This window comes from Streptomyces sp. NPDC059002, from assembly GCF_042740435.1.
Taxonomy (GTDB): domain Bacteria; phylum Actinomycetota; class Actinomycetes; order Streptomycetales; family Streptomycetaceae; genus Streptomyces.
Window position 1 is genome coordinate 25747 of sequence record NZ_JBHYJI010000080.1, and the last position, 11666, is coordinate 37412.

10 protein-coding genes and 1 pseudogene are annotated in these 11666 nt (G+C 70.1%); 5 read left to right on the top strand and 6 right to left on the bottom strand.

Going from position 1 to position 11666, the window contains the following annotated elements; all coding sequences use genetic code 11:
* Window positions 1–162 precede the first annotated feature (162 nt).
* On the top strand, window positions 163–1788 hold the full coding sequence (locus ACFWZ2_RS39675; protein WP_384554378.1) for a GMC oxidoreductase: 1626 nt from the start codon (window positions 163–165) through the stop codon (window positions 1786–1788).
* Between the two features lie 7 nt (window positions 1789–1795).
* On the opposite strand, the gene ACFWZ2_RS39680 is transcribed toward ACFWZ2_RS39675, so the two are convergent.
* The 3 genes from ACFWZ2_RS39680 to ACFWZ2_RS39690 form a co-directional block, all read right to left on the bottom strand.
* Window positions 1796–2506, bottom strand: coding sequence for an esterase/lipase family protein (locus tag ACFWZ2_RS39680; RefSeq protein ID WP_384554363.1), 711 nt, complete (start codon window positions 2504–2506; stop codon window positions 1796–1798).
* Between the two features lie 432 nt (window positions 2507–2938).
* The gene (locus tag ACFWZ2_RS39685; protein WP_384554364.1) at window positions 2939–4468 is read right to left on the bottom strand and encodes an FG-GAP-like repeat-containing protein; all 1530 of its coding nucleotides are present in this window, start codon (window positions 4466–4468) and stop codon (window positions 2939–2941) included.
* Between the two features lie 219 nt (window positions 4469–4687).
* Complete coding sequence (locus tag ACFWZ2_RS39690; protein WP_384554366.1) at window positions 4688–5674, bottom strand: alpha/beta hydrolase; 987 nt, start codon at window positions 5672–5674, stop codon at window positions 4688–4690.
* A gap of 305 nt (window positions 5675–5979) precedes the next feature.
* On the opposite strand from ACFWZ2_RS39690, the gene ACFWZ2_RS39695 reads away from it, so the two are divergent.
* The 4 genes from ACFWZ2_RS39695 to ACFWZ2_RS39710 all read left to right on the top strand — a co-directional run bounded on the left by ACFWZ2_RS39695 (window position 5980) and on the right by ACFWZ2_RS39710 (window position 9744).
* Window positions 5980–6624 (top strand): dihydrofolate reductase family protein, encoded by a 645-nt coding sequence (locus ACFWZ2_RS39695; RefSeq protein WP_384554367.1) that lies wholly within the window; start codon window positions 5980–5982, stop codon window positions 6622–6624.
* Window positions 6625–6903: 279 nt separating this feature from the next.
* Window positions 6904–7683 carry a hypothetical protein gene (locus ACFWZ2_RS39700; RefSeq protein WP_384554369.1) on the top strand — a complete coding sequence of 260 codons (780 nt, stop codon included), beginning with the start codon at window positions 6904–6906 and terminating at the stop codon, window positions 7681–7683.
* Complete coding sequence (locus ACFWZ2_RS39705; protein WP_384554371.1) at window positions 7680–8585, top strand: ABC transporter substrate-binding protein; 906 nt, start codon at window positions 7680–7682, stop codon at window positions 8583–8585. The genes ACFWZ2_RS39700 and ACFWZ2_RS39705 overlap by 4 nt, the downstream gene beginning before the upstream one ends.
* A gap of 199 nt (window positions 8586–8784) precedes the next feature.
* Window positions 8785–9744: an Lrp/AsnC family transcriptional regulator gene (locus ACFWZ2_RS39710; RefSeq protein WP_384554373.1), complete on the top strand. Its 960-nt coding sequence runs from the start codon at window positions 8785–8787 to the stop codon at window positions 9742–9744.
* A gap of 81 nt (window positions 9745–9825) precedes the next feature.
* On the opposite strand, the pseudogene ACFWZ2_RS39715 reads toward ACFWZ2_RS39710, so the two are convergent.
* The 3 genes and pseudogenes from ACFWZ2_RS39715 to ACFWZ2_RS39725 all read right to left on the bottom strand — a co-directional run.
* Window positions 9826–10100, bottom strand: a pseudogene (locus tag ACFWZ2_RS39715) (MarR family transcriptional regulator); the annotation flags it as partial.
* Window positions 10101–10104: 4 nt separating this feature from the next.
* Window positions 10105–10524 carry an SRPBCC family protein gene (locus ACFWZ2_RS39720; protein WP_384554374.1) on the bottom strand — a complete coding sequence of 140 codons (420 nt, stop codon included), beginning with the start codon at window positions 10522–10524 and terminating at the stop codon, window positions 10105–10107.
* A gap of 54 nt (window positions 10525–10578) precedes the next feature.
* The gene (locus ACFWZ2_RS39725; RefSeq protein WP_384554376.1) at window positions 10579–11589 is read right to left on the bottom strand and encodes an aldo/keto reductase; all 1011 of its coding nucleotides are present in this window, start codon (window positions 11587–11589) and stop codon (window positions 10579–10581) included.
* Window positions 11590–11666: the final 77 nt, after the last annotated feature.

The window sequence follows — 11666 nt, forward strand, 5'->3', positions numbered from 1 at the left end:
CCTTCAGTGGTCTATGCCAATCCCCCGGGTCGACAAAAAGGGACAGATGGTAAAGATCGGGTAGAAGTTACCTTTTGGTATGCCGTGACTTCCCATACGCCCGGCAGTAGAACTCGTTCCCATTCGATCGAGAGTGAGGAACGTCACATGAGTGGCAACGCCATGCACACGCCGGGTTCTGAGGGTGTGTCACGTCGAAGATTCATCGCAGGAACAAGTTCTATTGTGGGCAGCGCGATCCTCGCGGGTCGCGCCTCCGCGGTGCGGGCCGCCACGGGCCCCGCCGGACCGATCGCCGACGCCGCGCACGTCCCCGCCCTGGTGATCGGCTCCGGATACGGCGGCTCGGTCGCCGCGCTGCGCCTCGCGCAGGCGGGCGTCGACGTCCACATGATCGAGATGGGCATGGCCTGGGACACCCCCGGATCCGACGGCAAGATCTTCGCGAACACCACCAAGCCGGATCAGCGCTCGTACTGGCTGCGCACCCGCACGAAGCAGCCGCTCAGCAACTTCCTCGGCTTCCCCATCGACAAGGACATCCCCCGCTACACCGGGATCCTGGACGCCGAGGAGATGGGCGGCATCATCGTCTACCAGGGCCGGGGCGTCGGCGGCGGCTCACTGGTCAACGGCGGCATGGCCGTCACGCCCAAACGGGAGAACTTCGGCGCCGTCCTGCCGACCGTGAACGCCGACGAGATGTACGGCGTGTACTACCCGCGCGCCAACGCCGGACTCGGCGTCGCCACCGTCGACCCCGCCTGGTTCGACTCCGTCGACTGCTATCAGTACGCCCGCGTCGGCCGTCAGCACGCCCAGCGGTCCGGCTTCCCCTTCGTGTTCGTGCCCGATGTGTACGACTGGGACTACATGAAGCAGGAAGCGGCAGGGACCGTACCGAAGTCGGCGCTGGACGGCGAGATCCTGTACGGGAACAACTACGGCAAGAAGTCGCTGCAGAAGACCTATATCGCCGAGGCCAGGGCGACGGGGCGGGTGACCGTCTCACCGCTGCACAAGGTCACGTCGGTCACCTCGGCATCCGGCGGCGGCTACACCGTCGTCATCGACCAGCTCGGCACCGGCGGCGACACGACGGCCACCAAGAGCGTCACCGCGGACCGGGTGTTCTTCGCGGCGGGCAGCGTCGGCACCAGCAAGCTCCTCACCAGGCTGAAGGCCACCGGCGCGCTGCCCGGGCTCAACGGCGAGATCGGCAAGGGCTGGGGCGACAACGGCAACGTCATGTGCGGCCGCGCCAACCACCTGTGGGACCCGACCGGCAAGGTGCAGGCGTCCATCCCGTGCGGCGGCATCGACAACTGGACGGCCGGAGGCGCGTTCGCGGAGGTGGCTCCGCTGCCGACCGGGATCGAGACGTACGCCTCGTTCTATCTGTCGATCACCAGGAACCCGCACCGCGCCGAGTTCACCTGGAACGCCGGGGCGGGCCGGGTCGACCTGAACTGGCAGACCGCCTGGAAGCAGCCGTCCATCGACGCCGCCAAGACGATCTTCGACAAGATCAACGCCAAGGAGGGGACGATCTACCGGACCGACCTCTTCGGCACCTACAAGATCTGGGGCGACCACCTGACGTACCACCCGCTCGGCGGCGCCGTCCTGGACAGGGCGACCGACAACTACGGCCGCCTGCACGGCCATGCGGGCCTCTACGTCATCGACGGGGCGCTGATCCCGGGCAACACCAGCGTCAATCCGTTCGTCACCATCACCGCGCTCGCGGAGCGGAACATCGAGAAGATCATCGCCACCGATCTGTAGGCGCGCCTCACCCGGCGAGGAAGCCGCGCACTCCCTGGGACACCGCGTCGTCGCCGAGCAGGTCGTTGTGGGCCAGACAGCCCGCCGCGTGGTTGTCCGCGCCGTCCAGGAGCACGCTGTCGTCCGGGTTGATCACCTCGTCGCACCTCGACCACCAGGTCGCGTACGCCACGCCGCCCGGTGTCTCGTCCCCCTCGGCGAGCCGGTCCACGACGTACGAACCGGGTGTCATGTCGCGGCAGGCCTGCGACCACAGCGCGCAGGCCCACGCGGTGCTCGTGCCGTGGTTGGGTCCGGCGAGGGAGACCCAGTGGGAGACGGTGGAGAGGCCGCCGCCGAACTTCACGTACCAGCGGGTGACGAGGCTGCCGAAGGAGTGCGCCACCAGGTCGACCCGTGCGGCGCCCGTGCGGGCGCGCACGTCCTGGACGTAGGCGGCCAGTTCGCCCGAGAGCGTCTCGTTCACTGACCGGCTGGTGTCGTAGCCCCAGGAGTACAGCTCGTCGTCGGTGTATCCGGACGCCTTCAGGTCAGCGCGCAGGGAGCCCCAGACGCCCGGGTCCGCGTTGTACCCGTGGACGAAGACGACGGGCGTGTGCCCCGCGCGCGGGCCCGCAGCCGTCGACGCGGAGGACGGGGACGCTGCCGCCGCCACGAAGGCCATGAGGAGTGCGACGAGCAACAGGACGGGCCCGCAGGCTCGTTGGGGCTTCGGCACGGCGCCTCCCACGGTGCGAGATTCATGGCTACGCACGAGTACGGGAGGATTCTGGGGCCGGAAGGGCGAGTTGACCAGAGGTGTGGCGGTGCGGGCTCAGGCGCGCAGGGCCCGGGTCGCCGGTTTCCGATGACCGGGGGCAGATCGCCGTCGGGGGCACCGGCTCCCGCGTCCGCGGCGTCTTGGGCCGCCACGGGCCGCCGGGGCGCGCGATCGGCCCAGGCCGCCCTGACCAGCACGTTGAGATTCTTGCCGTCGATCTCGTCCTGCGCCAGCCTGAGCTGTACGAAGCCGTTCTTCGTCAGGGACGCGAAGCCCTTGCCCCGTACGGCGAAGGAGACCATGCCGAAGTGGGTGCCTTCTTCGGCTTCCGGGAGGGCGAGGGCACCCGAAAGCGCCCCCGCCCCTCGGGACAGGCCCGGTCGGTCCTGGTCAGCGCAGTGTGCCGCCGAAGAGCGCGGCGACGTCCGGGGCCCCGAGGTCCTTGGGGCCGAAGGCCACGGACTTCGTGGCGGTCAGGCCGGTGGACGTGCCGGGCAGGGACCACACCGCACCCGCGTCGGCGTTCTCCTGGACGGCGGACGCGGCGAGGTCGCGGTGACCGTCGCCGTCGACGTCGAGGAGCGCCGTGGCCTCACCGAACCGGTCGTCCTTCTCGGCGACTCCGGGAACGTCAGCGGTGTCCTGGTGGAAGGCCTGCGCGCCGGTGCCCGTCACCCCGACGTCGCTGCCCCTGACGAGGACGACGGAGCCCGCGTCGGCGAGGTCACGGACGTCCTCGCCGGGGGTGCCGAGCGCGATGTCGGCGTAGCCGTCGCCGTCCACGTCGCCCACGGCCACGGACGCACCGAACTCGTCGCCCTCCTCCTCGGCGCCGGGGATCCCGGGCAGGTCCTGGTCGAAGGAGTCGACGTCCGTCTTGAGGCCGTTCTTCGAGCCGTACGCGACCTGGACCTTGGCGTCGTCGGTACCGGTGCCCGCCACCAGGTCGTCGTAGTGGTCGCCGTTGATGTCGCCGACGGCGAGCGCGCCGCGGTAGCCCGGCGCCCAGTCCCGCTTGAAGCCGGTGGGGCTGCCGTACAGGACGCTGTTCTCCCACTGGCCGTCGCCGTTGTACTGGTTGACGGCGATGTCGGAGCGGCCGTCGCCGTTGAGGTCGCCGACGGCCTGCGGCACGACGGGGCCCATCACCGACTGCGGTCCGTCGACACAGGTCTGGGGCCGGTCCGCGCAGCCGAGGTCGGGGCGCTCGTCGGTCTCGTAGCTCCACCACTGCGACTTGTCCATGAAGTCGAGCGTGCCCGCGGGGGTGCCGGTGCGGGCGACGGGGCCCTTCCAGAGGCGGGCGTTCTGGCCGACCGGGTCGTCGCCGTGGGAGCCCTGCTTGGCGAAGAGCGCCAGGTCGGTCTTGCCGTCGCCGTCGAAGTCGCCCGCCTGCGGGGCGTATCCGAAGGTGGCTATCTTCGTGCCGCCGGTGAGGCCGGACGCGGAGCCCCACAGGATCACGGCGCCCGCGTCGGCGCCGTTGCCGTCGTATCCGTCGCCGTCGGCGCCGATGACGAGATCGGTGAAGCCGTCGCCGTCCAGGTCGCCCTTGGTGACGTTCTTGCCGAACTCCTGCTTGGCGGCGGCCGCGCCGGGCACGCCCGCGGTCGACCGGCTGATGAGCTGCTTGCTCGCCGGGTTCAGGCCCTCCTTGGAGCCGTAGGTCACCGCGACGTACCCGGCCTTCTTCTGGCCGGAAATCGTGCCGCCGGGGGCGCCGACGACGAGATCGGCGTAGCCGTCGCCGTTGAAGTCGTCGGACGCCTCGGCGGCGGCCGCCGCACGGCCGGTGTCCGCCGCGGGCGTGGCGGCCCGGGCCTGGTCGAGCCCGAGCGACCAGATCGTGAGACCGCCCGCCAGCAGGGAGGCGGCGATCAGGGGCGTGGTGAGACGGGCGCTGCGGCGTGCTCGCGACATGTGACTTCCCTTGATTCCTTTGGTTCTTGTGGCGTCTGTCGGTTCTTGTGGCGTCTGTCGGTCGGCTCTCCTGGGAAGACCTCCGCGCGACGGCGGTTCCGGTCCCCCGGACGCCCGGCGGAGTTCACCGCCGATTCACTCCGACTGCCCGCACTGACGCACCACATGCCCCGTTGGTTGCACTACACCGCTAGTTTCACGCCGTCCCCGGGGGCCCGGTCACGCGGGGCGCAGCCGGCCGATGATGCCGTCCAGATCGCGCCGGAAGAGGTGCTCACGGACGAAGTGGCCGCCCGGTTCCTCGTACCACTCGTGCGGGATGCCCGCGTTGCCGAGGAGGCCGCGGAACTCCCGCTGGCCTGCGAGGACTTGGGTCTCGTTGACGGTGTCGAACCAGTTGACCGGATCGGGACTGGTCCCCGCGACGAGGAAGACGCGTTTGTTGCGGTAGCTCTCGATGCGCTGGACCGGGTTGTCGGCGCTGACCCGGGCCTCGTCCCACGGCACGCCGTACACCGTGCCGCCGCCCAGATCCAGGGCGCCGGAGGAGAGGTTGGCCCAGTGGGTGACGAGCCCGCCGTCGCGGCGCAGGCTCGCGGGGCCGGAGTGGGCGCTCACGGAGGCGAAGTGGCCGTAGTACTTGGCCGCGTACTTCAGCGCGCCGAAGCCGCCCATCGAGAAACCGGAGACGGCGCGGCCGTCGTACTCGGCGTACGTCCGGAAGTTCGCCTCGATCCAGCGGAGCAGCTGGTCGATGTGGAAGGTCTCCCAATTGCGCGGTCCTGTATGGGAGCTGACCGGATTCGAGTACCAGCCCGCGTGGCCGCCGTCGGGCATCACGACGATGATCGGCTTGCCCTCGGTCCAGGCGCGGATGCCGAGCCGGTCGAAGGTGATGAAGTCCTGGTCGGTGCCGCCGCCGTGGAAGAGGTAGAGGACCGGGTAGGTGCGGCCGCTGGTGTGGTAGTCGTCGGGGAGCAGGACGTTGACACCCGGGTTCCAGCCGACCGCGGCGGTCTGGAACCGGTAGTACCACATGCGGGGATCGCTCTCGTTGCGGTCCACGATGCGCAGGCCGAAGCCGTCGTCGGCCGCGCTCGCCGACGACGCCGTCGCGACGACGCCCGCGCCGCCGAGGGCCAGGGCGGCGGAGAGTCCGCCGGCCGCTCGCAAGATGCCTCTGCGGGTGGGGGATTGCTCGCTCAACGTGACCTCCTGGTCGGCTGTACGGGGCAGTTGACACGGCGGGGACGCGACCTCGGCGATGCTCCCGCGCTCCGTGCGGCGGTCGCCGCGGCCGGGGCGGGCGCGATCACACAGGACGTGTGGAACGAATGTCAATCCCCGTGGCCGCCGCACGGCTCGAAACCCCCGGTCACGCGCCGGGGACCGCGGCCCATCGTCACGCGGCGACAGCGCTCAAAAATCTTTTTGCAGCGCGCCGATGAGTTTTCCCGACCTGGGCGGTCCTACTGTCACCACTGATCAACTGCCACCACAGGAGGCATCACATGACTCAACTGCTGAAGGTGCAGAACTTCACCGTGTCGCGGGACGGATTCGGGGCCGGCGAGCACCAGACCCTCGAGAGACCCTTCGGCGACGCCGACCCCAGTGAGATGTTCACCTGGGCCGGGGCCACCGCCAGCTGGCCGCGCCGCACCGAGCCCGGCGGCAGCCGCGGACTCGACGACTACCTCACGCGCGACTTCCACCACAACATCGGCGCCGAGATCATGGGCCGCAACAAGTTCGGTCCGCAGCGGGGCCCTTGGCAGGACTACGAGTGGCGCGGCTGGTGGGACGACGAGCCCCCGTTCCACACCCCGGTGTTCGTCATGACCCACCACCCCCGCCCTTCCTTCACCCTCTCCGACACCACCTTCCACTTCGTCGACGCCGACCCGGCCACGGTGCTCGAGCAGGCCCGGGAGGCCGCGCAGGGCAAGGACGTCCGGCTCGGCGGCGGCGCCACCACCATCCGGCAGTTCCTCGACGCCGGCCTCGTCGACACCCTCCACGTGGCGGTCTCCCCGGTGAAGATCGGAGCCGGCGCACGGCTCTGGGAGTCCCCCGACGAACTCCGCGACCGCTACCACCTCGACGTCGTCCCCAGCTCGAGCGGGGTGACGCACCACCTGTTCTGGCGCAAGTGAGGCGGGGCCCCGGCCTGTTGTGGGCAGGGGCCCGTCACGCGTGACGTCCCGCACCAGGACGTACGCTCGAAGGGCACCCGGCTGTACGGGTGCCCTTCGGGCCGGTGGCGCGGGCCGTGGCCATTCTTCGCGGCTCGGCTTCGGGCGGACAGGCAATGAGGTTTGCGTCCCCTCAACGGCGGGAAGCACCGGGCGAGTCAAGGGGACGATCCCAGAAATCCAGGCAGTACAGGGATCCCGATCTCGGCACCCGCACCGGCACGCAATGGGGGGCACCACGTGCATTGGGCCAGGCGCAGTGCCGCCATCCTCATCGCAGCCTTCCTTTTGGCCTCGTGCGGGAGCCGGGACGAGACCGACTCGCCTCCTCCGTCCCGAGACGACTTCAACCAAGCCATCGCCCGCGCCAAAGACGGCTTGTTCCGGGGAACCCTGACCTACAACACCGCGGAGCAGCTGAAGCTCCGCGTCGACGAGTCCACCGTATTCCGCACAACGATCTCGGGTACCCGTCGCAAGAATGCCAGGGGTGCTGACGTCCCGGTTTCCGTCGGCGCACAGATGGGCGTGAAGCTGCACTGCTCGGGGGCCGGTATCCGATGCACTCCGCTGTCCAGCGAACGGCAGAGCATGACCACGCCGTCCGACGTGACGGAGTGGCGCTGGCGGCTCACACCCGCCAGTGCCGGAACCGCCCACCTGGACCTCACCGCCACGGCCTACTTCCACGACACCGAGATGGTTCTGGCCGAGAAGGCACCACCCAGCATGGCCGTCGAGGTGTCACCACCGACATCCCACGCTGCCGCCACGGTGAAGAAATACGCGACCATGATCGGCACCTCGGGGCTCGTGGTGCTCGCCGCGGTCGGCGGTGTGCCCGGCGCGGTGCAGTTGCGTGAACTGTGGCAGGGCAGGGCGCGAAGGCGCACCGCCGCCGGTCGGGCGACCGACGGCACACGGGGGCGGGACACCGGCTCGGGCGCGGACCCTACCCGCGGCGGGGCACGCGACCCGGAGGCTGACGGCGGTGGAGAGGGCGGCGGTGGAGAGGAATGACCACGTCTCTGCGTGCGAAGATCCTAGTCGCGTCGGCGTCTCTTTCCGTTCTGGCGGCTGCCACTTGGCTCGTCGCCGACGCCAACGAGGAGTCCCACACCCATCCCAAGGGCGTGGGGATCCCCCGGAAAATCGCGTTGCCCACCGATGACGCACAGCTGCCGGAGAGGATCCTGGAACGCGGTGTGCTGAGAGTGGGCACGGATCTGAGTTATGCCCCCATGGAGTTCGTCCGGGACGGCAGGGCCGTCGGCCTCGACATTGACATCGCCAAGGCCCTGGGCAGAAAGCTCGGCATCGAAGTCGACTTTGTGGACAGCGGCTTCGCAACGCTTGTACCGGCGGTGGATTCCGGTGCCATCGACCTGGCCGTGTCCTCCATGACGGACACCCGCAAACGGCAGAAGAAGGTCGACTTCGTCGACTATCTCGCCATCGGCACCTCGATCCTGACCCGGCGGGGCAACCCGCACCACCTCACGTCGCTCGACGATCTGTGCGGAAAGACCATCACCCTGCTCCCCGGCACCGACGCGCATGACGTTGCGGACAAGACGCAGAAGGCGAAGTGCGAGAGCCCGATCAAGGTTCTCCCCCGGACGAAGGAGCCCTACGCGCTGGCCCTGGTGCATGCGGACCGTGCGGCCGCGTACCTGACGGACCTTCCCGCCGCCCGGTACAAGGCCCGAACCAGCGGCGACGGAAAGGACTTCGAGGTCATCGGGAAGCAGGCCGAGACCCACCCGTGGGGCATCGCGGTGCACAAGGACGAGCCACGCCTGCGCGACGCAGTCGCCGGGGCGCTCGACGTGATCATCGCGAACGGCGAGTACGGCAGAATCCTGGCGAAGTGGGGTGCCGAGCAGGGAGCGGTCAAGCACGCGGTGATCAACGGCGGGTAGCCCTGCGCGTACGTGCTGCGGCCCTCCGCGACAGCCGCAGCCCGCCCGCCCGGCGGCCAACAGCCCCCAGTCACGCATGTGTTCCCACTTCCGACGGGGTAGGCGACGACCGCGCCACCTTCCGGGCCCGGCCGGACCGGTCCCGCCCGAGTCATACGCTGGAGAGCGGGACGATCCGGCGGCAGGGAGGGGTTCGACGGTGGATCACGGCAGGCTGGACGAGCTGGATCAGCGGTTGCTCCGGGCTCTTCAGCTCGACGGCAGGGCCCCCTTCAGCCGTATCGCCCGCGACCTCGGCGTCTCCGAGCGCACGATCGCGCGGCGTCATCAGCGGATGCGGGGGCGCGGTCTGCGCATCGTCGGGCAGCCCGTGCCGGCCCGGCTCGGCCTGACGCGGTGGCTGCTGCGGCTGCACTGCACGCCCGACGCGGCGGGCACGATCGCCGATGCGCTGGCCCGCAGGCCGGACACCAGCTGGGTCACGCTCGCCTCCGGCGGCACCGAACTGTACTGCGCGCTCAACGCCAGGACCGCCGACGAGCGCAACGCGCTGCTCCTGGAACGCCTCCCCCGCACCCCGCACGTGCTGTCGGTCAGCGCGCACTGCATGATGCGCATCTTCGTCGGCGCCACCAGCACCTGGCACGCCACCCGCTTCCGGCCCGAGGACGCCGCGCCCGCGGTGGATTCCGGCGCGGCCCACGACGTACCGCTGGCCCTCGACGCCACCGACCGCGTCCTCTTCTCCGAGCTGGCCAAGGACGGCCGAGCGACGCTGCCCGAGCTCGCCGCGGCGGCGAACCGCTCGCCCTCCAGCGTGCAGCGCCACCTCGACCGGCTGCGCGGCGCAGGCGCCCTCATCCTCGCCGTCGACTTCGACCCGCAGCTCCTCGGCTTCCACATGGCCACCAGGCTCTGGCTGAACGTCACGCCCCGGCATCTGCGCACCGTCGGTGAAGCCCTTGCCACGCATCCGCAGATCGCCTTCGCCGCGGCGATCACGGGCGCCTCCAACCTCGTCGCCAGCGGAATCTTCCGCGGTCCCGCCGATCTGTACGACTACGTCGACCGCCGTATCGGTCGACTCCCGGGAATCCAGGGCATCGAGACCGCCCCGACCCTGCGCGAGGTCAAGCGCCTGGCGCCCGCCGTGCCGTGACGGCCCGGTTCTCTGTTCAGGGCAGCCGGGTGCGTGCTGTTCGACCTCGTCCGCGTCCGACCGGTCTGCCGGGGAAGACTGCTGAGGGTCCGTCATGGCCTCGGATTCCTCCCGAAGGGCGGCGTCGTTCGTCGGCCGGGCCTCCTCCAAGAGCCTCAGGCCGCGCTCCTCCAGGCGGTTGACCAGGCGGGTGGTCGCACTCTGGCTGAGTACGACCGCATCGGCGACCTGCTTCTCTTCTGCAGGTGACCGCCTTCGCCGCCGTGCTGGCGGCTGAGTACGTCGAGCAGTGAGTACTCCCGCACGCTGAGGTCGTGCCGGGACTGCAGGGCGCGCTCGATGTGCGTCTCGATTCTGCTCTCAGGCGGCGAGGGTTCGGTGGAGGGCGTCGAGACCGTCGGCGTAGATGCCGGTGAAGAGGTCGACGACTTCCTGCTCGGTGGCGCCCTTGGGGTTGAAGCGTCCGGACCACTGCACCTCGGCGACGTCGTCGCGGCCGGGGACCGTGTGGACGCGGAGGGTGGAGACGTAGCCGTCGACGGGGAACGGCGCTTCGAGGATGGCGTAGCTGTAGTGGCGCTCCGTCTCGTCGAAGCCGACCAGCCGCTCGACGATGACGTCTCCGTCGGGGTTGGTCAGGCGGCGGACGCGGCCGCCTTCGAGCGCGGTGCTCTCGGGGATGTACGGGAGCCAGTCCGGGAGGGCGTCGAAGCCGCCGATGAGGTTCCAGACCTCCTGGGGGGAGGCGGGGACGACGCGGGAGACGGACGTGGAAGCCATGGTGGTGCTCCTGCTTGCTGTGCGTGGGGGGTAAGAGGGTGGTGGGGTGTGGGGTCAGGCGTTGTTCGGGAGCGGGGCGGCCGGGCTGACAAGGCCGGCGGCGCGCAGGTCGGTCCAGAACGCGGCGGGGATCGTCTCGTTCAGCGCCGAGGTGTCCTCGGCGATGCGGCTGGGGCGGGTGGCGCCGGGGATGACGGCGGCGGACGCCGGGTGGGCGAGGGAGAACTGCAGGGCGGCGGCCTTGATGCTGACGCGGTGCTCGGCGGCCAGCGCCTTCAGCTTGCCGACGCGCTCGATGATCTCGGCGGGGGCCTGCTGGTACTCGAAGTGGGTGCCGCCGGCGAGGATTCCGGAGCTGTACGGGCCGCCGACGACCATGTCGACGCCCTGCTCCTGCGCCATGGGCAGCAGGCGGGTGAGGGCGTGCTCGTGGTCGAGGAGGGTGTAGCGGCCGGCGAGGAGGAAGCCGTCGGGCTGCGGCTCGTCGAGGGCGAGGGTCAACTCGATGGGCTCGGTCTTGTTGACGCCCAGGCCCCAGGCCCTGATCACGCCCTCGTCGCGCAGCCGGGACAGGACGCGGAAGGCGCCGGTGCGGGCCTCCTCGAACGTGCCGATCCACGCGTCGCCGTGGAAGTCCTGGGCGATGTCGTGGACCCAGACGATGTCGAGCCGATCGGTGCCCAGGCGCCTGAGGCTGTCCTCTATGGAACGCTCGGTGGCCTCGGCGGTCCACTCGTGGACGATCTTGTTGGGGTTGCCGTGCTCGAACAGGCCGCCCTTCTCGCCGAAGTCGGGGGTGGCGGTCTCGTGCTCGTCGAGGATGACGCGGCCGACCTTGGTCGACAGGACGTAGGAGTCGCGCGGCTTGGTCGCCAGGACCTCGCCGAGCCGCTCCTCTGCAAGACCGGCTCCGTAGAAGGGAGCGGTGTCGTAGAAGCGGATGCCGTGGTCCCAGGCGGCCTCGACGGTGGCGCGGGCCTCGTCGTCGGGGATCGCGCGGAACATGTTGCCGAGCGGGGCGGTGCCGAAGCCGAGGCGGCCGGGAAGGACGTTCTTGAGTGACATGAGAAGTGCCTTTGCGAGATGTGGGGGGGTGCCCCTATGACTTCGGTCAAGGGGCTGGGGCGGTTTGGGGTTGGTAG

What these genes read in the sequence shown, in the direction of transcription:
- ACFWZ2_RS39675 (WP_384554378.1), top strand. Translation starts at nt 163, where the DNA reads ATGCACACGCCGGGTTCTGAGGGTGTGTCACGTCGAAGATTCATCGCA.
- ACFWZ2_RS39685 (WP_384554364.1), bottom strand. Translation starts at nt 4,468, where the DNA reads ATGTCGCGAGCACGCCGCAGCGCCCGTCTCACCACGCCCCTGATCGCC.
- ACFWZ2_RS39695 (WP_384554367.1), top strand. Translation starts at nt 5,980, where the DNA reads ATGACTCAACTGCTGAAGGTGCAGAACTTCACCGTGTCGCGGGACGGA.
- ACFWZ2_RS39705 (WP_384554371.1), top strand. Translation starts at nt 7,680, where the DNA reads ATGACCACGTCTCTGCGTGCGAAGATCCTAGTCGCGTCGGCGTCTCTT.
- ACFWZ2_RS39720 (WP_384554374.1), bottom strand. Translation starts at nt 10,524, where the DNA reads ATGGCTTCCACGTCCGTCTCCCGCGTCGTCCCCGCCTCCCCCCAGGAG.
- ACFWZ2_RS39725 (WP_384554376.1), bottom strand. Translation starts at nt 11,589, where the DNA reads ATGTCACTCAAGAACGTCCTTCCCGGCCGCCTCGGCTTCGGCACCGCC.